We start from the raw sequence: 21,292 nt of genomic DNA on the forward strand, positions 1-21,292 counted from the left end.
CGGGATTGCTCGACGGGACGCTCGACCAGGGCTCGAGGGGCTCCATCGAGCCCCCTGAGGATCACCCGTCCAGGAGCCAGACCTCGACGTCCTCGCCGGCCTCCACGCGCGTGACCTGCGCGTCGACCACGACCAGGCAGTCGGCGCGGGCGAGCGCGGCGAGCAGGTGCGACCCGGCCGCGCCGACCGGGGCGACGGTGCCCGCGATCGCGTCGATCCGCCCCCGCCGGAACTGCTGGCGCCCCGCCGGGGAGTCCAGCGGCTCGGCGAGGCGTGCCCGCACCCGCGCCCGGTCGGGCTGCGGGTGCCCCGTCGCGCGGCGCAGGACGGGCCGGACGAACACCTCGAACGAGACCAGCGAGCTCACCGGGTTGCCGGGCAGCGTCACCACCGCGACCTCGCCGACCGGTCCCGCGTGGTGCCCGGCGCCCTGTGGCATGCCCGGCTGCATCGCCACCTTGGAGAACGTGACGCCCCGGCCGGTGAACGCGTCCTTGACGACCTCGTAGGCGCCCGCGCTGACCCCGCCGGAGGTGAGGACGAGGTCGACGGGGTCGTCGGCGCGGGCGGCGAGGGCCTCGTCGAGCGTGCGGGTGAACTGCTCGACGTCGTCGGGGACGAAGCGCAGCAGCTCGCCGCGCCCGCCCGCGTCGTCGACCGCGGCGGCGAGCATGGGGCCGTTGGACTCGTGGATCTGCCCGTGGCGCAGCGGCTCGCCCGGCGCGACGAGCTCCGAGCCGGTGGACAGCACGAGCACCCGCGGCCGGCGGCGCACCCGCAGCGAGCCCGCCCCGATCGCGGCCGCGAGCCCGATCTGCGCGGGCCCGAGGACCGTGCCGGCCGTCAGCACGACCTGGCCCGACGTGACGTCCTCGCCGGCGCCGCGCACGTTCTGGCCCGCGGCGACCGCGCGGTCGACCCGCACCCGGTCGGTGCCGCCGTCGGTCCACTCGACCTGCACCACCGCGTCCGCGCCCTCGGGCATCGCGGCTCCGGTCATGATCCGGTGCGCGGTGCCTCGCGCCAGGGGCGGGCCGTCCGTGCGCCCGGCCGGGATGTCGGCGGCGACGGGCAGCTGGACGGGGGTGTCGGCGAGGTCCGCGCCGCGCACCGCGTAGCCGTCCATCGCCGAGTTCGCGAACGGCGGCAGCGGGTGGGGCGCGACGAGGTCCTCGGCGAGAATCCGCTCGCGGGCGTCCGCGAGCGGGACCGTCTCGGTCGCTGTCGGGCCGAGCAGCGCGGCGACGGTGGCGGCGTGCTCGGCGACCGGCCGCATCGCCGCGGGGTCGCCGTGGTCGTGACCGTGTGCGTGCCCGTGTCCCGTCACGGCGGGCATCGTGCCGCGCGGGCCGGCGTCCCTGCTCGTCGGGGCGCGCCGATCTGCCCGGCACGGCGCGCTCGCGGCGTTAGGGTCACCGCGTGGCGGACCGGAGCGCGCAGGACCTGACCGGGCAGCGGCTCGGCCACTTCCGCGTCGACGGCGTCATCGGCCGCGGCGGCATGAGCGTGCTCTACCGCGCCACCGACACCCGGCTCGGGCGCCGCGTCGCGCTCAAGGTCATCGACGAGGCGCTGGCCGCCGACCGCGAGTTCCGCGAGCGCTTCGTCGACGAGGCCCGCAACACCTCCGCCGTCGACCACTCCCACGTCGTCCCGCTCTACGACTTCGACGAGACCGACGGCCACCTCTACATCGCGATGCGCCACGTCGAGGGCCCGGACCTCGCGAGCGTCATCGACAACCGCCCGCTGACGGTCGCGCGGACGCTGCGCCTGCTCGGGCAGGTCGCCGACGCCCTCGACGCGGTGCACGCCCGCGGCCTCGTGCACCTCGACGTCAAGCCGGCGAACGTGCTGGTGACGACGCGGGAGTCGGCCGGCGAGCACGTCTACCTCGCCGACTTCGGCCTCACCCGCCGCGGCGCCACCGGCCACCGGACCTCGGGCGGCGACTTCCTCGGCTCCCCGACCTACGCCGCCCCCGAGCACCTGCGCGGCGAGCCCGTCGACGCCCGCACCGACGTCTACTCGCTGACCTGCGTGCTGTTCACCTGCCTCACCGGGCGCGCGCCGTACCTCGGGTCGGTCACCGAGGTCATCGACGGCCACCTCGCGGGCGACGTGCCCTCGATCGCCGACCTCGTCGGCCTCGACCCGCGCGTCGACGACGTCGTGCGCCGCGGGATGGACCCCGACCGGCCCCGGCGTCACGAGAGCGCCAGCGCCGTCGTCGAGGCGGCCCGGGGCGCGCTGACCGGGCCGGGTCCGCGCCCGCTGGTCGGCCCGCCGCCTGCTCGCCGCCCGGCCGGACCGCCCCCGCACGGACGTCCGGTGCCCCCGGCGGCCGCGGTGCCGCCCGTCGCCCCGGTCGCTCCCGTGGCCCCCGTCCCGCCGGTGCCCCCGGCCGCGGCAGCGCCCGCGGACCCCGTCGCCGAGGCTCCCGCGACGCCGGTCGAGGAGCCCGCGACGTCCGTCCCGGACGACGTCGCGAGCCCGGCGGCCTCGTCGAACGGCGTCCCGCCCCGCGCTCCGTCCGGCCCGCCCGCGGGCCGAGCCGTCCCGCCGTCGACCCCGCCGACGACCCCGCCGTCGACCCCGCCGTCGACCCCGCCCCCGGGTCCGCCCCCACCGACCCCGCCCCGGGGCGGTCCGGCCGGGCGGCCACCCGGTCCGCCGTCCGGGCCCTTCCCGGCGCCGGGTCGCCCGCCGTCGGGCCCGTTCGCGGCGCAGGGTCCGCCCGGCCCGCCCCCGGGGAGCCCGCCGCCCGGTCCGCTGACGCGCTCGTCGGTCGCGCCGCCGATGCGGCTGCGCGACCCCATGCCACCCGACCGCGACGGCTCCTTCGTCCGCGCGGCGTCGGACCGTCCGAAGCCGCTGGTCCTGATCATCGGCGGCGTGGCCGTCCTCGCGGTCGTCGTGCTGCTCGTGCTGCTGCTGCTCTGAGCGGCACGCCCTGCACGACACCGGGGTGGGGGTCGGTTGCACTCCCCCGACCCGAGTGCCAACATGGATTTGGCACTCGGTATCGTCGAGTGCCAGGTCGGGACGGTGAGACCGGTGGTCTGGATGCCGGTCGTCCGTCGCGGGCACCGAGCCTGGCCGAGTACGTGTCTCTCATCGGAGGACCACCCGCATGGCCAAGATGATCGCGTTCGACGAGGAGGCCCGTCGCGGCCTCGAGCGGGGCATGAACAGCCTCGCGGACGCCGTCAAGGTGACCCTCGGCCCCCGCGGCCGCAACGTCGTCCTGGAGAAGAAGTGGGGCGCCCCCACGATCACCAACGACGGCGTCTCGATCGCGAAGGAGATCGAGCTCGAGGACGCCTGGGAGAAGATCGGCGCCGAGCTCGTCAAGGAGGTCGCGAAGAAGACCGACGACGTCGCCGGTGACGGCACGACCACCGCGACCGTCCTCGCCCAGGCCCTCGTCCGCGAGGGTCTGCGCAACGTGGCCGCCGGTGCCAACCCGATGTCGCTCAAGAAGGGCATCGAGAAGGCCACCGAGGCCGTCTCGCAGCAGCTCCTGAAGTCGGCCAAGGAGGTCGAGACCAAGGAGCAGATCGCCGCCACCGCGTCGATCTCCGCCGGCGACTCGCAGATCGGCGAGCTCATCGCCGAGGCGATGGACAAGGTCGGCAAGGAAGGCGTCATCACCGTCGAGGAGTCGCAGACCTTCGGGCTCGAGCTCGAGCTCACCGAGGGCATGCGCTTCGACAAGGGCTACATCTCGCCCTACTTCGTCACCGACCAGGACCGGATGGAGGCGGAGCTGGATGACCCGTACATCCTCCTCATGTCCTCCAAGATCTCGTCGGTGAAGGACCTCCTCCCGCTGCTGGAGAAGGTCATGCAGTCCGGCAAGCCGCTGGCGATCATCTCCGAGGACGTCGAGGGCGAGGCCCTGGCCACCCTGGTCGTCAACAAGATCCGCGGCACCTTCAAGTCGGTCGCCGTCAAGGCCCCCGGCTTCGGTGACCGCCGCAAGGCGATGCTGGCCGACATGGCCATCCTCACCGGCGGCGAGGTCATCTCGGAGGAGGTCGGCCTCAAGCTCGAGACCGCCGACCTGAGCCTGCTGGGCCGTGCCCGCAAGGTCACCGTCTCCAAGGACGAGACGACGATCGTCGACGGCGCCGGCTCCGCGGACCAGATCCAGGGCCGCGTGCAGCAGATCCGTTCCGAGATCGAGCGCAGCGACTCCGACTACGACCGCGAGAAGCTCCAGGAGCGTCTCGCCAAGCTCGCCGGCGGCGTCGCGGTCATCCGCGCCGGTGCCGCGACCGAGGTCGAGCTGAAGGAGCGCAAGCACCGCATCGAGGACGCGGTCCGCAACGCCAAGGCCGCGGTCGAGGAGGGCATCGTCGCCGGCGGCGGCGTCGCGCTCCTGCAGGCCTCGGTCGGCGACGTCTTCTCGGGCCTCGGGCTCGACGGGGACGAGGCCACCGGCGCCAACATCGTGCGCACCGCGCTCGAGGCGCCGCTGAAGCAGATCGCCCACAACGCCGGCCACGAGCCCGGCGTCGTGGCCGAGAAGGTCCGTGGACTCAACACCGGTGAGGGCCTCGACGCCGCCACCGGCGAGTACAAGGACCTGATCGCCGCGGGCATCATCGACCCCGCCAAGGTCACCCGCTCGGCGCTGCAGAACGCCGCGTCGATCGCCGCGCTGTTCCTGACCACGGAGGCCGTGGTCGCGGACAAGCCGGAGAAGGGCGGCGGCGCTGCTGCCGACCCGACCGGCGGCATGGGCGGCATGGACTTCTAGGAGTCCCTGCCTCCACGGCATCAGAAGGGCCGCACCCCACCGGGGTGCGGCCCTTCGTCGTTCCCGGGGTGGCGTGGTGGGGAGCGAGGGACTCCCTGCCTGCGTGGGAGGCAGCGAGGGAGTCCCTCGCTCCGCCGGGCAGGACCGCGCGCCAGGCACGCGGCGGCGAGCGGCACGGTCCGCGAGTCTCGGAGCCCGACGATCATGTGCACCGGGCCGGTCGCGGGGACCCGACGCCGCCGGCAGCCCACCGAGGATCTGGCCGAGGGTTCCCCTCGCCGATCTATCCGACCGAAGGTGCCCTTCGGTCAGAACCCGTGGCGGCCGCGGTCAGTACCCCGGCATCCGCTCGCCGTCGGTCTTGTCCTCGTCGAAGACGGCGACGTGCAGGACGTCGATGCCCGGGGTGAGCACGGTGATCGTGACCGTCAGCGCGCCGCCCACGCCCGGGGTCACGTACTCGTAGTAGCCGCCGAACGCGCAGGCGCTGTCGCCCCGGCACTCCCACGGCGTCGACCGGGGGCCCTCGGCGAGCACGCGCCCGGTCGCGTCGACCACCCGGATCTCGAACTCGGCGGCCCCGGCGACCTGGGACGGGGCGTCGAGGTCGACGAGGATCGTGTGCTCGGCGCCGGGGTGCTCGACGGTCATCGCGAAGGGCTGGGTGACCGGCACCCCGCCCGTCTCGACCGCCACCTCGTACAGCGTGGTCTGCGCGGTCGACTGGTTGACGACGTACGCGAACACCCCGAACACCAGGCTCCCCACGAGCAGGCCCAGCAGGCGCCGGTCGAGCAGGGCGCCCCGGAGTCCCTGCCCGCGGCGCAGCACCCAGACCCCGAGGGCGTAGAAGCCGACCCCCAGCCCGACGCAGACGATCAGCAGGATCCAGCTGGTGGTCACGGGCGAACTTCTACCGGATCACGTCACCGGGTGGTGGCGGGCTCCGCCTGCTGCGCGGCCTCCTCGTCGGCCGAGGTCTCGTAGAGGTCGCGGCGGAAGCGCTCGCGGATGGTGACCACGGCGAGGAAGGTCAGGGCGGCGGTGCCGATGATGTACAGCGACACCGACCACGAGGCCCCGGTGGCGGCGAGCAGCGCGGTCATGACGAACGGCGCCAGCCCGCCCGCGAACACCGACGCGAACTGGTAGCCCAGCGATGCGCCCGAGTAGCGGACGTCGGCGGGGAACATCTCGGCGTAGAGCGTGGCCTGCGGCCCGTACATCGTCGCGTGGATCGTGAACCCGACCAGCAGCGCGAGGAAGACCAGCGGCACCGAGCCCGTGTCGATGAGCCAGAACAGCGGGAACGCCCAGATCGCCATGCCGACCGTGCCGGCGAGGTAGAGCTTCTTGCGTGTGCCCATGCGGTCGGTGAGCGCGCCGAAGAACGGCATCGTGATCACCTGGGTGAGCCCGGCGCCCATCACGCACAGCAGGATCGAGGTCCGGCTCATCCCGACGGTCTTGGTGGCGTAGTCGAGCACGCCGCTGATGAGGATGTAGAAGGTCGCGTTGACGACGAAGAACGCGCCGGTCGCCTGGAGGATCTCCTTCCAGTACTTCCGCACGGCCTCGACCAGCGGCGCCTTGCGCAGGCCGGCCTCGCGCTTCGCCGTCGCCGAGCTCTGCTGGAGCGCCTTGAAGACCGGGGTGTCCTCGATCTTGAGCTGCACGTAGAGCCCGATCAGCACGAGCACCAGCCCGGACAGGAACGGGACGCGCCATCCCCAGCTCGTGAACTGCTCGTCGGTCAGCGTCGCGGTGAGGATGAGGAAGAACAGGTTGCCGGCGACGGCGCCGAGCACGGCACCGGTCTGCACGAGGCTGCCGTAGAAGCCGCGGCGCTCGACGGGCGCGTGCTCGGTGAGCAGCAGCGCCGCCCCGCCCCACTGCGCGCCGACCCCGAGGCCCTGCACGAGCCGGGCGACGACGAGCAGGACGGGCGCCCAGATGCCGATGGCGGCGTAGCCGGGCAGCACGCCGATCGCGAACGTCGCCACGCCCATGACCAGCATCGCGGCGACCAGTGGGGGCTTGCGGCCGTACCTGTCGCCCGCGTGGCCCGCGATGATCCCGCCGAGGGGACGGGCGACGAAGCCGACCGCGAACGTCGCGAACGACGCCAGCGTTCCGGCCACCGGGTTCGACGACGGGAAGAACTGCGGCCCGAGCACCAGCGCCGCCGCGGTGGCGTAGATCAGGAAGTCGAACCACTCGAGGGTCGTGGCGAACACGGCCGCCGTCGCGAGCCGCCCCATGCGGGGCGGAGCGTCGGGGTGGGTCTGGGTCACGGCGGCTGCCCTTCGGTCGCGACGGTGCGAGCGTTCACAAGAACGATCGTTCGTACCGTACGAGCGTGGCGGCGCTCACGGCAAGAGCGGCTCAGTGCGCGAGCGGGCTCTCGAGCAGCGCCAGGGCGTAGCGCGCCTGCTGCTCGGCGAGCTGGCCGCGCGAGAGCCGCCCGTCGGGCCGGTACCACTGGGCGACGCCCGCCAGACCCGAGAGCACGGTGCGCGCGGCGTCGGCCGGGTGCGGCGTGCGGAACTCGCCGGACGCCGCGCCCTGGGCGACGATCTGCTCGAAGACCGCCTGCGTGGCGTCGCGGTCGACGACGAGGCGCTCGCGGTCCTCGCCGTCGAGGTAGCGCACCTCGTTGGTGGACACGACCATCGCGAGCTGGTGGTCCACCACGAAGCGGACGTACGCGCGCACCGCCTCCCGCATGCGCGACACCGCGTCGTCGCCGGCCTCGTCGACCGCCACGTGCAGGCGCGTCACGAGCTCGTCGTTGGCGTGGCGCAGGACCTCGGCGAGCAGTCGCGACTTCGAGGGGAAGTAGTTGTAGAGGTTCGACAGGCTGGTGCCGGCGCCGCGCGCCACGTCACGCATCGAGGCCCCGTGGAACCCCTTCGCCCCGAACGCCTCGAGCGCGGCGTTGAGGATCGCGGCCTCGTTGCCCCGGCCGGTGTCCCCGACGAGCGAGACCGTCGAACGCGCGTTCATGTCGGCCAGCGTAAGGGCCCGCGAGGCCCCGCTTGACGGGTCGGCGCGCCGGATGATGGATTGGCATACGAACAGTCGTTCGTGTGGAGGTGGCGGGGTGGCCGATCGCTGGTTCGAGGACTTCGCCGTCGGGGAGCGGTGGACCAGCCCGCCGCGCCCCGTCACGGCCGAGGACCTCGCCGACTTCACCCGCGTCAGCGGCGACGACCACCCGCTGCACGCCGGGCCCGACGCGATCCTCCAGGGACCCTTCGGGGTGGCCGTGGCGATGGGGCTGCTGCAGCGTCTCGACATCCACGGCGACGCCGTGCTCGGCCTGCTCGACACCCACTGGGCCTACCGGCGACCCGTGCGCGTCGGCGACGTGCTGACCCTCGAGGTGACGATCGTGCGCTGCCGGCGCACGTCGGCCGGCGACCGCGGCGTCGTCACGCGGGCCATGCGGCTGCGCAACGACGCCGGCGAGACCGTCCAGGAGGGCACGACGGCCGCGATGATCGCCGCGCGCCGCGAGGGGCCCGACGCCGTCGGGCGCGCGTTCGGCACGGTGGCCTGGGCGGAGGCGCTGGCCGACGAGGTCGATCTCGCCGACGACCTCGCGGGCTGGGACGGCACGATCGGGCTGCGCAGCGGGGACGACAGCGGCGGGGACGAGGCGCACCTGCGCGTCTACCGCGGGCGGGTCATCGAGGTGTCCCGCCGCGCCCCGCGGGGAGCGACCTTCACCCTCGGCGCCGACCCCGCGACCTGGCTGGAGCTGGTCGAGGCCCCCGACAACCCCTTCATGCGCCTGGCGATGGCCGGGCGCTTCACCGTCACCGGCGACGGCTACGAGTACCTGCGGCTGACCTCCGCGCTCCACCGCCTCGCCGACGCCGCCCGGGAGATCGCCTGATGCGCGCCGACTACCTGACCGTGGGCGGCACCCTCGCCTTCGTCGAGCAGCACGGAGCCGAGGACGCCCCGCCCGTGCTCTGCCTGCACACCGCGGGGCAGAGCGGCGTGCAGTGGCGCCACGTCGCCCCGGCGCTCGCCGCGCGCGGGTACCGCGTCGTCGTCCCCGACCTGCCCGGGCACGGCCGCTCCGAGCCGGCGCCGGGCGGACCCGTCACCGACCTCGGTGTCTACGCCGACTGGTGCCTCGCCCTGATCGACCGGCTGGGCCTCGAGCGGCCCGCCGTCGTCGGCTGCTCGATCGGCGGCAAGATCGCCCTCGACGTCGCCGTGAAGTCGCAGCACCTCGCCGCCGTCGTCGCCATGGCCGCCGACGCCCACACCGGCGGGCGCCCGTCGGTGTCGGGGCTGCGCCGCGAGCTCTCGGACGTCGCCGCGCCGAGCCGCACCGACCGCACGTACCTCGGCACACTGGCGGTCGTCGGCCGCGACGTCCCGCGCGAGCGCGCCGAGCTCATCGCGACGATGCACCGACGGGAGGACCCGGCCGTGTCCACCTCCGACCTGCTGGGCTGGGCCACCCACGACCTGCGCGACGCCCTGCCCCGCCTCACGTGCCCGGCCCACCTCGTCGTCGGCGACGACGACCTGTGGCTCGACGTCGAGCGGGTCCGCGCGGCCGCGGCGCGCATCCCCGGCGCGCGCTGCACGGTCCTCGCGGGCATCGGGCACTATCCGATGGAGGAGATCGCGGACTTCGACGCCGTCCTCGACGGCTGGCTCACCGAGCTGACGGCGGTGCCGGCATGACCGAGCGAGGGGTGACCCCGCACCCCGTCGGCCCCTTCCCCGCGCCGGGCGCGATGCCCACCGACCTCCCCGACCTGCTCGGACGCCTCGCCCACCGCGACCCCGACGCCACGGTCGTGCTCGACACGACCCCCGACGGCGCCACCCACGCCGTGAGCCGCGGCGAGCTGTGGCGACGGGTGCGCGCGCTGGCCGAGGAGCTGCGCGAGCACGGCGTCGGGCCCGGCGACGCCGTCGCGGTCTGGATGCCGAACTGGAGCGACGCGCTGGTCTGGCAGTTCGCGGTGGCCGCCCGCGGCGCGCACGTCGTCGGCGTCAACACCCGCTACGGGATCGAGGAGTCCGGGCACGTGCTCGGCCGCGCGCGCCCGCGGCTGGTCGCGCTGGCCCGGGGCTTCCACGGGCTCGACCTGCTCGAACGCCTCCGCGCCGCCGCCGACCACTCCGGCGTGACGCCCGAGGTCGCCGTCGTCACCGGGCCCGGCGGGCCGGTTCCCGACCCCGCCGCGTGCGACGTCGGCGCCGGCGCCTGGACGCCGACGCGCGCCGACGGCCCGGAGCCGGCGCCCTCCGACCCCGGCGCGCTGGCGGTCGCGTTCACCACCTCCGGCTCGACCGGGCTGCCGAAGCTCGCCGCGCACACCGGCGCCGCCGTGCTGTCCCACGCGGTGGCCGACGCCGCGGTCCTCGGGATCGGCGAGGGCGACGTGGTGCTCGGCGCGCTGCCGATGTCCGGCGTGTTCGGCTACAACGCGGTCATGGCGGGGCTCGCCGCCGGCGCGACGGTGCTCTTCGAGCCGACCTTCGACGCCGACCGCGTGCTCGACCACATCGCCGCCCACCGCGTCACCCACCTCGGCTCCGGCGACGACCTCGTGCTGCGCCTGCACGACGCGTGGACCGCGCGCCCGCGGGACCTCTCGAGCTGGCGCTGGTGGGGTGTCGCCGACTTCCAGGGCCGCAGCCAGGAGCTCGCGGCGTGGCTGCGCGACGAGGCCGGGACGCAGGTCAGCGGGGTCTACGGCTCGTCGGAGGTCTTCGCGCTCACCGCCGCCTGGCCCGCCGACGAGCCCGCGCCCGCGCGCTGGGCCGGCGGCGGGCGCGTCGTGCACCCCGACATCGCGGTCCGCGTCGTCGACCCCGACACGGAGGCCGTCCTCGAGCCCGGACGCGAGGGCGAGCTGCACTTCCGCGGGCCCAACGTCGTCGACGCCTATCTCGGCGCGGGGGCCCCGGACGTGTGGACGGCGGACGGCTGGTTCCGGTCCGGCGACCTCGGCGTGCTCGTCGACGAGGGCGTGTTCGTCTACGTCTGCCGCCGCGGCGACGCCCTGCGCCTGCGCGGCTTCCTCGTCGACCCCGCCGAGATCGAGCTGCGGCTCGCCGCGCACCCGGGCGTCGACACGGCGAAGGTCGTCGGCGTGACCGGCGCGGACGGGGCCACGTCCGCGGTCGGTTTCGTGGTCGGCGCGGCGGGGGCGACGCCGACGGGCGACGATCTGGTGGCGTGGTGCCGGGAGACGCTCGCCGGGTTCAAGGTGCCGGCGGCGGTGCACGTCGTCGACGCGATGCCGACGACGTCGGGCACGAACGGCACGAAGATCAAGGCGGCCGAGCTGCGCCGGTGGGCGGCGGAGCGGGCGGTCGAGAGGGGCTGACGTGCGAGGTGTCTACCTGCCCGGGGGACGACGGGTCGACCTGCGCGAGGTGCCCGACCCGGAGCCCGGGCGCGGCCAGGTCGTCGTCGAGATGCGCGCCTCGACGATCTGCGGCAGCGACCTGCGGGCGATCTACCGCGAGCACCTCGGCCAGGGGCCGGAGGCCTACCAGGACGTGATCGGCGGGCACGAGCCGTGCGGGCAGGTGGTCGCCGTGGGCGCCGAGGTGGAGCGGATCCGGGTCGGCGACCGCGTCGTCGTCTACCACATCAGCGGCTGCGGGCAGTGCGACGAGTGCCGCCGCGGCTACCAGATCAGCTGCACCTCGCCGCGGCGCGCGGCCTACGGCTGGCAGCGCGACGGCGGGCACGCCGACCTGCTGCTGACCGAGGAGCGCGACCTCGTCGCGCTGCCCGACAGCCTCACGTTCCTCGACGGGGCGTGCGTGGCCTGCGGGTTCGCGACGGCCTACGAGGCGCTGTGCCGCGTGGCGCTCGCGGGCGGCGAGCAGGTGCTCATCACCGGCCTCGGGCCGGTGGGGCTCGCGGCCGGGATGCTCGCGTCGGCCATGGGCTCGCCGTGGGTCGTCGGCACCGACCCGTCGCCCGACCGGCGCGCGCTGGCCCGCGACCTGGGCGCCGTGGACGTGGCGGTCGACGGCTCCGACACCGACGACGCCGAGCTCCACGACCTGCTCGGTGACGGCGCCGAGGTCACCGTCGACTGCTCGGGGGCGGGCGTCGCCCAGCTGACCGCCCTGCGCCACACCCGCCGCCACGGCCGCTGCGCGCTGGTCGGGGAGGGCGGGACGCTGACCGTCGACGTCAGCGAGGTCCTCATCCACCGCCAGCTCACCGTGCACGGCTCCTGGGTGGCGCCGACCTGGCGGATGACCGAGCTGCTCGAGCGCCTCGCGCGGTGGGACCTGCACCCCGAGCGGGTGGTCACCGACCGGTTCCCGCTCGCCGACGCGGCCCGCGCGTACGAGGTCGCCGACGCCGGGGCGCGCGGCAAGGTGGGGATCGTGCGCGACTGAGCCTGTACCGACGGCGTCCGCTCGCCTACCGTGCGTGGCGTCGGGGGCGAGCGGAAGGAGCGCGGATGAGCCAGGTGTCCGATCCGACGAGCACCGAGCGCCACCGGTTGCCCGTTCGGACGCTGGTCGCGGCCAGCATCGGCAACGCGATCGAGTGGTTCGACTGGACGATCTACGCGACGTTCGCCGTCTACTTCTCGTCGCAGTTCTTCGACAAGAGCTCGCCGACGCTGGCGCTGATCGGCACGACGAGCACCTACGCGCTCGCGTTCTTCTTCCGCCCGCTCGGCGGCATCCTGCTCGGGCGCCTCGCCGACATCCGCGGACGGCGCTGGGCGATGCTCGTGACGATCCTGCTGATGGCGGGCGGCTCGTTCGTCATCGCGGTCCTGCCGACCTACCAGGCGGTGGGCTGGCTGGCGCCGATCCTGCTGCTGCTCGCCCGGATCGCGCAGGGCCTGAGCCTCGGCGGCGAGGTCTCCAACGCGAGCGCCTACCTCGCCGAGATCGCGCCGGCGAGCCACCGCGGGCGGTACTCGAGCTTCTTCTACATCTCCACCGGCATCGCCCTGCTGGCCGCGAGCGTCCTGGGCCTGGTGCTGACCACCACGCTGTCGCGTCCCGAGCTCGAGTCCTGGGGCTGGCGGATCGCGTTCCTCGTGGGCGGCGTCCTGGGCCTGGTCGGCATGTGGCTGCGCCGGGCGCTGGCCGAGACCGAGCAGTTCGAGGAGAACCGCGAGCGCGCGAAGGCCGTGCGCAACCCGCTGATGCTGACCCTGCGCGAGCACCCGAAGGCGGTGCTGCAGCTCTTCGGCTTCACGCTGCTCTCGACGCTGTGCTTCTACACGTTCTTCAGCGCGCTGACGCCGTACGCGGTGCAGTTCCGTGACGCCGCGGGCGGCGAGGTGTTCCTCGCGCTCTCGATCGGCACCATCGTCTTCATCGCGCTGCAGTACCCGATGGGCTACGCCGCCGACCGCTACGGCCGGCGACCCCAGCTGCTCATCTGGTCGGCGCTGATGACCGTGATCACCGTGCCGTTGAGCCTGCTCATCACCGAGCGGCCGCCGCTGATCAACCTGATCATCGTGTTCACGGTGGGCCTCGGGCTCTACACGTTCATGTCGTCGATCGCGCCGGCGATCATGAGCGAGCTGTTCCCGACCGAGCTGCGCGCCCTGGGCATCGGGGCCTGGTACAACCTCACGGTCGCGCTGTTCGGCGGCACCGCGCCGCTGCTGATCTCGGCGCTGTCGAGCGCCGACCGGCCGCAGCTCTTCTTCTGGTACGTCTCGGGCGGCGCGCTCGTGGCGTTCCTGATCATCCTGACGCTGCCGGAGACGAAGGGCCGCCAGCTGACGTAGCGGTTCCGTAGCGGACGAACCGGGCAGCCGGTGGCACTCTGGAGCCATGGGCCTGCTGCGGACACTGCTCAACCTGATTTGGCTGGTGCTGGCGGGCGTGTGGATGGCGCTCGGCTATCTCGTCGCCGGCATCATCTGCTGCATCCTCATCGTCACGATCCCGTGGGGGATCGCGTCGTTCCGCATCGCGCTGTTCGCGCTGTGGCCCTTCGGCAGCAGCATCGAGCGCCGGGCCGACGCCGGCGTGGGCTCGACGCTGGGCAACGTCATCTGGTTCGTCGTGGCCGGGTGGTGGCTCGCGATCGGGCACGTCGTCACGGCGATCCCGCTGGCCGTGAGCATCATCGGCATCCCGTTCGCCTGGGCGAACCTCAAGATGATCCCGGTGTCGCTCACGCCGCTGGGCCGGCGGATCGTCGACACCGACGACCCGCGCGGCTTCGGGGTCGACGGCCACCGCGCCGCCCCGCCGGTCGGCGCGCGCTGAGCGATCGAGCGCGTGGCGTTACGGACACTCAATGACAGCGACGCCACGTCGCTGACACGTCCTCAGCCGTAGACGGGGAGGTCGTAGCGGCGGCGGATGCTCGAGCCCAGCTTGCGCACGTCGACGCCGTAGACGTGCAGCGAGATCGTCGTGGTCGGCGCGGTGTTGGTGACCTGGTGGATGTCGCCGGGCGGGAGCAGGCCGGTGACCGTGCCCGGGCCCGCGACGTCCTCGCCGTCGACGACGAGGCGGTCGGCGACGCGCAGGTAGCGGGTCTCGTGCTCCTCGCCGGTGTGGACGCCGACCACGCACCACGAGAGGTGGTCGTGGATCGGGGTCGTCTGGCCCGGCAGCCACACGAGCGCCACCAGCGAGAACGCGCCGTCGTCGGCGACGTGCAGGAGGTGCTGGCGGTAGTGCTCCGGGTCGCCGACGCACTGGGCCGGCGAGAGCAGTCGTGGATCGCCGAGGTACGGGGCCAGGGCGTCGCCGACCGCGTCGACCCGGGCGAGGCCCGGCGTCGAGTGGCGGACGGCGACGTCGAGGTCGGAGGTCAGCGCGGCCAGCGGGGTGATGACGGAGGTGGTCATGGTGCGCTCCACGAGGTTCAGGCTGCGACGTACGCCGGGCTCCCGGCGCGCAGGTCGGCGGTGAGGGTGGTCTCGTAGCCGTCGGTCTCGACGGTGAGGATCGGCAGCACGGACGCGAGCACGACCCGCATCCCGGTGTTCTCGGTCAGGACGTCGGCGACGAGGCGCGAGTAGCACTGCTCGCGGCCCAGGACGGCGACCGCGGCGAGCAGCCGGCGCCCGACACCCTGGCCCTGCCAGGCGTCGACGACCTCGATGGCGAGCTCGGCGTCCCTGAGCCCCAGTCCGATGAGCCGGGCGATGCCGATCGGCTCGCCGTCGGCGTCGAACGCGGCGACGGCGAGATGCCGGCGCCCGTCGACGGCGGCCAGCTTGCGGCGCACGGCGCCGCGCAGGCGCGGGGTGGCGCCGTGGAAGCGCAGGTAGCGGCTCTGGTCCGACAGCCCGGCGAACACGGTGTCGAGCACGTCGGTCTCGTCGGGACCGAGCTCGCGCAGCGTCACCCCGGGAGGGCGACCGCGGGGTCGGAACAGGGGTTGCTCGCCCGCCGGCACGATCGACGTGGCCGGAGTGCTCGTGACGAGGTGCAGGGCAGCCATGAGGGGACCTCCGGTGACGGTGCCGGACCTCGGTGCCCGGCGACGTCACAGAGCGTGCTCCGCGCCGCTGCCCCTCCTCGTCGGTGAACGCTCCCCATCTCGCGACCCGGCGGTACCCATGCCGGTCCCCACGCCGGGAGGTGGGCAGGGCAACGGCCCGGGATGGGCAAGCTCCACACCCGCGACTACCGCCGTCCCGACCAGTCGCCGCCCGGCGGCGTGCTCGTCGTCGGCGCCGGGTCGTCGGGCCAGCAGATCGCCGCCGAGCTCGCGCGCGCCGGCCGCACGGTCCACCTCGCGGTCGGGCGCCACAAGTGCCTGCCGCGCCGCTACCGCGGTCACGACACCTACTGGTGGATGGACCGCATGGGCACCCTGTCCCGCACCCGGGACTCGCTGTCCGACCCGTCGGCGACCCGCACACCCAACGCGGTGCTCGCCGGCGGGACGCGGGACCTGGACCTGCACCGGCTCGTCGCCGACGGCGTCGTCCCGCACGGCCGGCTCGTCGCCGTGCGCGGCGGCACGGCGGCCTTCGACGACTCCCTGCCCGCCTCGGTCGCCGAGGCCGAGGAGAACGCGGTGCGCTTCCGCGCCCGGGTCGACGGCTACGTGACGCGCACCGGGCTCGAGGCACCGCGCGAGCCGGCGCGGCTGCCGCGCCCGGCCCGGCGCTCGTCGAGCTTCCTCGACGGCGTGGGTCCCGACGCCTAGTACCTCGCCGATCAGCTCGTCGCGCGCCGCCCGCGCACCCGCGCCGCCTCGCGGGTGAGGTGGTCGCGCTCGGGCACGCTCGCCGCGGCGCGGGCGGCGTCGGCGTAGAGGCCGGCCGCGCGCTCCAGGTCGCCGGCGTGCTCGTGGAGGTGCGCGGCCACGGCCGCGTACCGGGGCACGTCGGCGTCCACGGCGGCCAGCGCCGCGAGACCGGCCCCGGCGCCGTCGGCCTCGCCGACCGCCACCGCGCGGTTGAGGCGCACCACGGGGCTGTCGGTGAGCGCCAGCAGCTCGTCGTACCAGCCGACGATCTGCGTCCAGTCGGTCTCGTCGGCGCTGCGGGCGTCCGCGTGCAGGGCGGCGATCGCGGCCTGCGCCTGGTACTGGCCCAGCCGGTCGCGGGCCAGGGCGGCCTGCAGGATCGCGACGCCCTCGGCGATCAGCGTGGTGTCCCAGCGCGTCCGGTCCTGCTCGGCGAGCGGGACCAGGCGCCCGCCGGGCCCGGTGCGCGAGTCGCGGCGCGCGTGGTGCAGCAGCATGAGCGCGAGCAGGCCCGCGACCTCGGGCTCGTCGGTCAGCGCGGCGAGCTGGCGGGTGACGCGGACGGCCTCGGCGGCCAGGTCGAGATCGCCGCTGTAGCCCTCGTTGAACACGAGGTAGAGCACCCGGAGCACCGTCGCGAGGTCGCCGGGCTGGTCCAGCGGCAGCCCGGTGATCCGCTTCTTGGCCCGGCTGATCCGCTGGGCCATCGTCGCCTCGGGGACGAGGTAGGCCGCCGCGATCTGCCGGGTGGTCAGGCCGCCGACCGCGCGCAGGGTCAGCGCCGCCGCGGCGCTCGCCGGCAGCGTGGGGTGGGCGCACAGGAAGTAGAGGCGCAGCGTGTCGTCGGTCGCGGCGGCCGGGCCGGCGGGCGGCTCGGCGTCGACGGCCACCTCCCGGCCCCGCCGCGACGTCTCGGCGCGCGTGGCGTCGAGGAACTTGCGCCACGCGGCCTGGACCAGCCAGCCCTTGGGGTCGCGGGGCGGGTCGTCGGGCCAGGTCTCCAGGGCCCGGATGAGGGCCTCCTGCACGGCGTCCTCGGCCGACGCGAAGTCCGCGCCGCGCCGGCCGAGGACCGCGATCACCGCGGGGACGAGGTCCCGCAGCTCAGTCGGCGTCAACGAACTTCCCCGGCGCCGCGGTGAGGAACGGGCGGACCTCGAGCCACTCGGCGATCGGCTCCCCGCCGGCCCCGGGCGCGGCCGACAGCTCGCCGGCGAGCTCGAGCGCGCGGTCCCAGGACTCCACGTCGATGATCATCCAGCCGGCGATGAGGTCCTTGGTCTCGGCGAACGGGCCGTCGGTGACCGGCGGCCTGCCCTCGCCGTCGAAGCGCACGAACGCGCCCTCGCCCGAGAGCGCCTGGCTGTCGACGAACTCGCCGGTCTCCTGCAGGCGGTGCGCGAAGTCCGACATGTACTGCATGTGCGCGTCGACCTCGTCGGGCTGCCACTGGTCCATCGGCGTGTAGTCCATCCCGGGGTGCCCCGGGCCGCCCTGGTAGTGCTTGAGGATCAGGTACCTCATGGTCGTTCTCCTCCGTCGTGAGTGCGGCTCGTACCCCGGGGACGGAGCGATCACCGGATTCTCGACAGCTTGCCCTCACGCATCCCGGAAATGTCGCGCGGCCTCCTCGCGGGAGCCGACGCCGAGCTTCGCGAGCACCGCGGAGACGTGGTGGTCGACGTCCTCGCGCCAGCCGGGGCGCAGGTCGTCGAGGAGGTCGGCGTCGGCGTGGCCGGGGACGACGGCGAGCAGGTCGAGCAGCTCCTGGGCGGGGCGGGGGAGGTCCGCGACCCGGGCGAGGACGGCGTCGCGCACCGACACCGGCAGCCCCTCGCTCTGCGCGGCGACCAGCTCGGTGACGAGGAACGGGTTGCCGAGGGTCGCGGCGTGCACGCGCAGGCCGGCGGCCCCGGCGAGCGCCGTGACCGCGCCGACCGACAGCGGGCGCAGCGCCGGGCGCCGGGTCGATGCCGCGGGCAGGGCGCCGAGCAGGCGCTGCAGCTGCGAGCCGGGGTCGACCTCGTCGTCGCGGTAGCTGAGCACCAGCACCGCGGGCAGACGGGCGACCCGGCGCGCGGCGACGGCGAGGACGTCGAGCGTCGCCTCGTCGGCCCAGTGGACGTCCTCGACGACGAGGACGGTCGTGGGCTCGCCCAGCGCGGACAGCACCGCGTCGTGCACCGCGTCCGTGTCGCCCGCCAGCGCGGTGCGCAGGGCGGGCGCGCCCGCGGCGGCGTCGTGGAAGGGCCCGAGCGTGCGGGAGGTGACGAGGTCGTCGCACGCGCCCTCGAGGAGGCGCACCGACGGGTCGAGCCGGTCGGTCCAGGTGCGCAGCACGGTCGTCTTGCCGAGCCCCGCCTCGCCGGCGAGCAGGACGGTGCGGCCCTCGCCGGCCCGCGCGTCCGCGAGTGCCGCGTCGAGCTCCGCGAGGACCTCGTCGCGCTCGAGCACCCGCACCCCCACGGGGACACGGTAGGCGGTGCTCATGGCCGTGGAGCCAGGTCGAGCAGCATCCGGATCGCCGGGCCGAAGCGCGTCGGCGCCTCGCCGACCGTGCGGAACCCGCAGCGTCCGTAGAACGCCTCGGCGCGTGGGTCGGCGGTCACGACCATCCGCGCCGCGCCCTCGTCACGCGCCCGCCGCGCGGCGTCCGCGACGAGCCGGGCGCCGATGCCGCGGCGCATGAGGGCGGGGCGGACGAACAGCGCGTCGAGCTCGGCGTCGCCGTCGGGCAGCGCCAGCACCGTCGCGAAGCCCGTGACGACGTCGTCGACCTCGTGCACACGGACCCGCCCGCCCCGCACGTCGCGCAGCGGCACCTCGATCGCGTCGGGGTGGGCGAGCAGGTCGTCGCGGTGGTCGGGCCACATCAGCGAGGCCTCGCGCATGAGGTCCTCCAGCGCGGGCACCTCGTCGACGCGTGCCGCGCGCACGTGACCTTCTCCGGTGGTCATCGCGTCCCCCTTGCCGGTCGTCCTCAGGCGATCGTGCGCGCGCTGTCGAGCAGGTTGAGCGCCAGCGACAGGCGTCGCCCGAGCCGGCGCAGGTCGTCGATCCGCGGGGCGCCGTCGCCGATCGCGCGGTCCGGGCCGGCGTGGTCGAGCTGCCAGTGCGTCGTGAGCACCGCGGCGAGGCGCGCGCGCTCGGCGTCCGGCGGCGGGACGAGGCACAGGGCGTCGACGACCTCGCCGGCGTCGGCGGCGACGTCACGGCCGACGGCGCGCCAGTGCAGGCCGCGGGCGACGTCGAGGGCGTCGGGCTGGCTGAGCCGGCGCCACAGGAACGCGGCGGTCGCGTAGCGGTCGATCCGCTCGGTGTCGGCGGCATCGAGGACGCCGAGGCGGACGTCGAGCTCGGGGTCGGTGATGGTGGGCATGGCGTCCTCCTCAGGCGGCCAGGGCGGTGGGGGTGTCGTCTGCGGTGTCGTCGAAGCCGCGGATCTCCTCGACCTCGGGGCGCATCGCGCGGCTGAGCGTGGGCAGCAGCTCGCGCAGCTCGGCGAGGTCCCAGCGGTACGAGGCGATCCGCTCGGTGATGGCGGCGAGGTCGGCGGAGAGCCGGTCGCGGCTGTCCTGGTAGTCGCGCAGGGCGTCGTCGCGGGTGCGGTCGGTGGAGCCCAGGAGCGCGCGGGCGAGCAGCTCGGCGTCGCGCAGCGCGTCGGTGATGCCGTGCGCGGTCAGCGGATCCTTGAAGTAGCCGGCGTCCCCGACCAGCGCCCACCCCGGGCCCCCGGCGCGGCGGACGAACCCCGGGACGCCCGGGAAGCCCCGGACGCGCAGCGGCCCCGGGTCGAGCTCGCCCAGGTCGCGTGCCAGCAGCGTGCGGTAGGCGCCCTCCAGGTCGCCGCGGACGTCGTCGAAGCGCGCGGTGGGCACGCCGGCCCAGACGCAGGCGTCGCCGCCGGTGGTCGGGATGACGCCCGCGGTGAACCCCGGCCGGTAGTGCCAGCGGTAGCGGTCGGTCCCGAACCCGGGCAGGTAGGAGTAGAGGACGGCGCTCGACGCCGTGCCGACGTGCTCGACCGGCGCGTCGACGGCCTCGGCGACCGTGGAACGCCGCCCGTCGGCGCCGAACACGACCTGCGCCCCGGCGCCGCGCGCGGCGTCGACGAGGACCGGGTCGAGGACCGTGCGGCGCGGGGCGCGCAGCGGCGTCGTCCCCGGGCGCGCGCCGACGGTCAGGACGTCGTCGCCGTAGTGGAACTCGGTGCTCGTGACGGCCGGGGTGCCGGCGGCGACGATGGTCGGCAGCAGCCCCCAGCGCTCGAGCTGGACGACGGCGCCGCGCATCAGCGCGTGGGTGGACAGGGTGTCGGTACCGGGCCGGGCGGACTCGAGGACGAGGACGTCCCGGCCGCCGCGGGCCAGCAGCATCGCGGTCGCGGCGCCGGCGGCGCGGCCACCGACGACGATCGCGTCGTGGCGCCGGATCGGGGTGCTCATGGCGGGCTCTCCCAGGGGTTGGAGGCCACCGGTGGCCGGGGCGGGTCGCGCCCGGCCACCGGAGGGGACTCAGGGGGTGATCACCTCGACGGACACCGGCACGCCGCGGGTGATGCTGTCGAACACCACCGAGCGGTCGGTGCCGCGCTGCACGACCTCGCGGAGCTTCTCCGGGGTCGCCTCGCCGGCGATGTGGATCGTGATGCGGATCTGCTCGAAGCCGTTGCGCACGCCGTCGTCGAGACCCATGGCGCCCTGGACGTCCAGGTCGCCCTCGAGGGCCGAGGAGACGGCGGTGAGCTTCACCTTGCGGGCGGCCGCGGCGTAGACCAGCGACGTCGTCACGCACGCGGCGAGGGCGTGCAGCAGGAACTCGGCCGGGTTGGGGCCGTCGTCCTCGCCGATGAGGATCGCGGGCTCGCCCGCGTCCAGGGTGAAGGCCTCCGCGCGGGAGGTGTCCTCGCCGCCGGCCGCGTAGAAGTCCTTGATCGTGCTGCGGTTGTGCGAGCCGCCCATCCACTGGTTGCGGGCCCGGAAGCGGAACCGCGCGAGGTCGGGCTGGGCCTTCAGCACGTCGAGCGTGGCGAAGAGGTTGGTGGTGTCCACGCCGTTGCGGACGGTGTGGGTGATCGTCTCGGTCATCGTGTGCTCCGGGGGTTCGCGGGGCCGTTCTTCGGTGTCACCACCGTCGGTCCTGGGCACGGTGCGGGCATCGGCAGCGCATGCCCAAGCCGGGACGGCAGGTGCCCACGTCGCGGGCCGCGTCACCGACACCCGTGTCGAGTTGGGTGGCGGAGCCGGAGAAGTAGGTGGTCGTGGCGCTGACCGCTCGCCCTGCCGGCCCTTAGCGTCGGGACAGGACACCGCCGGAGCGCCGTCAGG

Annotated in this window: 22 protein-coding genes; 9 read left to right on the forward strand and 13 right to left on the reverse strand. The window is 74.7% G+C overall.

Annotated elements, in window-relative coordinates:
* Positions 1-61 precede the first annotated feature (61 nt).
* A complete protein-coding gene (moeA, locus tag WCD58_RS08415) occupies positions 62-1,276 on the reverse strand; it encodes a molybdopterin molybdotransferase MoeA (protein ID WP_337702025.1) in 1,215 nt (404 codons plus the stop codon).
* Between the two features lie 143 nt (positions 1,277-1,419).
* On the opposite strand from moeA, the gene WCD58_RS08420 reads away from it, so the two are divergent.
* Both WCD58_RS08420 and groL read left to right on the forward strand, forming a co-directional pair.
* Complete coding sequence (locus WCD58_RS08420) at positions 1,420-2,943, forward strand: serine/threonine-protein kinase (protein WP_337701549.1); 1,524 nt, start codon at positions 1,420-1,422, stop codon at positions 2,941-2,943.
* A 190-nt stretch (positions 2,944-3,133) separates the two neighbouring features.
* Positions 3,134-4,765 (forward strand): chaperonin GroEL, encoded by a 1,632-nt coding sequence (gene groL / locus WCD58_RS08425; RefSeq protein ID WP_337701551.1) that lies wholly within the window; start codon positions 3,134-3,136, stop codon positions 4,763-4,765.
* 330 nt (positions 4,766-5,095) lie between these two features.
* Here groL and WCD58_RS08430 read toward each other — a convergent pair whose 3' ends face one another.
* The 3 genes from WCD58_RS08430 to WCD58_RS08440 form a co-directional block, all read right to left on the reverse strand.
* Complete coding sequence (locus tag WCD58_RS08430) at positions 5,096-5,668, reverse strand: hypothetical protein (protein WP_337701553.1); 573 nt, start codon at positions 5,666-5,668, stop codon at positions 5,096-5,098.
* A gap of 23 nt (positions 5,669-5,691) precedes the next feature.
* Complete coding sequence (locus WCD58_RS08435; protein ID WP_337701555.1) at positions 5,692-7,059, reverse strand: MFS transporter; 1,368 nt, start codon at positions 7,057-7,059, stop codon at positions 5,692-5,694.
* Between the two features lie 91 nt (positions 7,060-7,150).
* The gene (locus WCD58_RS08440) at positions 7,151-7,771 is read right to left on the reverse strand and encodes a TetR/AcrR family transcriptional regulator (RefSeq protein WP_337701558.1); all 621 of its coding nucleotides are present in this window, start codon (positions 7,769-7,771) and stop codon (positions 7,151-7,153) included.
* A 97-nt stretch (positions 7,772-7,868) separates the two neighbouring features.
* Between WCD58_RS08440 and WCD58_RS08445 the strand changes: the two genes are divergently transcribed.
* From WCD58_RS08445 to WCD58_RS08470, 6 genes are all read left to right on the forward strand, one after another.
* Entirely contained in the window at positions 7,869-8,666 is a 798-nt protein-coding gene (locus tag WCD58_RS08445; RefSeq protein ID WP_337701560.1) for a MaoC/PaaZ C-terminal domain-containing protein, read from the forward strand.
* Positions 8,666-9,475 carry an alpha/beta fold hydrolase gene (locus WCD58_RS08450; RefSeq protein ID WP_337701562.1) on the forward strand — a complete coding sequence of 270 codons (810 nt, stop codon included), beginning with the start codon at positions 8,666-8,668 and terminating at the stop codon, positions 9,473-9,475. Before WCD58_RS08445 ends, WCD58_RS08450 begins: the two co-directional genes overlap by 1 nt.
* Positions 9,472-11,133, forward strand: a complete 1,662-nt coding sequence (locus WCD58_RS08455) for an AMP-binding protein (protein ID WP_337701564.1) — start codon at positions 9,472-9,474, stop codon at positions 11,131-11,133. The genes WCD58_RS08450 and WCD58_RS08455 overlap by 4 nt, the downstream gene beginning before the upstream one ends.
* Before the next feature lies 1 nt (position 11,134).
* Complete coding sequence (locus tag WCD58_RS08460; protein WP_337701566.1) at positions 11,135-12,169, forward strand: zinc-dependent alcohol dehydrogenase family protein; 1,035 nt, start codon at positions 11,135-11,137, stop codon at positions 12,167-12,169.
* Positions 12,170-12,234: 65 nt separating this feature from the next.
* On the forward strand, positions 12,235-13,533 hold the full coding sequence (locus tag WCD58_RS08465) for an MFS transporter (protein WP_337701568.1): 1,299 nt from the start codon (positions 12,235-12,237) through the stop codon (positions 13,531-13,533).
* Between the two features lie 55 nt (positions 13,534-13,588).
* On the forward strand, positions 13,589-14,020 hold the full coding sequence (locus WCD58_RS08470) for a YccF domain-containing protein (protein ID WP_337702027.1): 432 nt from the start codon (positions 13,589-13,591) through the stop codon (positions 14,018-14,020).
* Between the two features lie 62 nt (positions 14,021-14,082).
* Here WCD58_RS08470 and WCD58_RS08475 read toward each other — a convergent pair whose 3' ends face one another.
* A complete protein-coding gene (locus WCD58_RS08475) occupies positions 14,083-14,610 on the reverse strand; it encodes a cysteine dioxygenase family protein (protein ID WP_337701569.1) in 528 nt (175 codons plus the stop codon).
* A gap of 17 nt (positions 14,611-14,627) precedes the next feature.
* Positions 14,628-15,209, reverse strand: coding sequence for a GNAT family N-acetyltransferase (locus tag WCD58_RS08480; RefSeq protein WP_337701571.1), 582 nt, complete (start codon positions 15,207-15,209; stop codon positions 14,628-14,630).
* A gap of 162 nt (positions 15,210-15,371) precedes the next feature.
* Between WCD58_RS08480 and WCD58_RS08485 the strand changes: the two genes are divergently transcribed.
* Positions 15,372-15,923, forward strand: coding sequence for an NAD(P)/FAD-dependent oxidoreductase (locus tag WCD58_RS08485; protein WP_337701573.1), 552 nt, complete (start codon positions 15,372-15,374; stop codon positions 15,921-15,923).
* An 11-nt stretch (positions 15,924-15,934) separates the two neighbouring features.
* Here WCD58_RS08485 and WCD58_RS08490 read toward each other — a convergent pair whose 3' ends face one another.
* From WCD58_RS08490 to WCD58_RS08520, 7 genes are all read right to left on the reverse strand, one after another.
* Positions 15,935-17,083, reverse strand: a complete 1,149-nt coding sequence (locus tag WCD58_RS08490) for an RNA polymerase sigma factor (protein ID WP_337701575.1) — start codon at positions 17,081-17,083, stop codon at positions 15,935-15,937.
* Entirely contained in the window at positions 17,070-17,489 is a 420-nt protein-coding gene (locus tag WCD58_RS08495) for a YciI family protein (protein ID WP_337701577.1), read from the reverse strand. Before WCD58_RS08495 ends, WCD58_RS08490 begins: the two co-directional genes overlap by 14 nt.
* A 75-nt stretch (positions 17,490-17,564) precedes the next feature.
* A complete protein-coding gene (locus tag WCD58_RS08500; RefSeq protein WP_337701579.1) occupies positions 17,565-18,455 on the reverse strand; it encodes an AAA family ATPase in 891 nt (296 codons plus the stop codon).
* Complete coding sequence (locus WCD58_RS08505) at positions 18,452-18,922, reverse strand: GNAT family N-acetyltransferase (RefSeq protein WP_337701581.1); 471 nt, start codon at positions 18,920-18,922, stop codon at positions 18,452-18,454. The genes WCD58_RS08500 and WCD58_RS08505 overlap by 4 nt, the downstream gene beginning before the upstream one ends.
* 23 nt (positions 18,923-18,945) lie before the next feature.
* Positions 18,946-19,344: a hypothetical protein gene (locus WCD58_RS08510; RefSeq protein WP_337701582.1), complete on the reverse strand. Its 399-nt coding sequence runs from the start codon at positions 19,342-19,344 to the stop codon at positions 18,946-18,948.
* Positions 19,345-19,354: 10 nt separating this feature from the next.
* Positions 19,355-20,410: an NAD(P)/FAD-dependent oxidoreductase gene (locus tag WCD58_RS08515; RefSeq protein WP_337701585.1), complete on the reverse strand. Its 1,056-nt coding sequence runs from the start codon at positions 20,408-20,410 to the stop codon at positions 19,355-19,357.
* A 69-nt stretch (positions 20,411-20,479) separates the two neighbouring features.
* Positions 20,480-21,052 (reverse strand): OsmC family protein, encoded by a 573-nt coding sequence (locus tag WCD58_RS08520; RefSeq protein WP_337701587.1) that lies wholly within the window; start codon positions 21,050-21,052, stop codon positions 20,480-20,482.
* Between the last annotated feature and the right edge of the window lie 240 nt (positions 21,053-21,292).

The sequence above is a fragment of the Actinomycetospora flava genome (assembly GCF_037400335.1).
GTDB lineage: Bacteria > Actinomycetota > Actinomycetes > Mycobacteriales > Pseudonocardiaceae > Actinomycetospora > Actinomycetospora flava.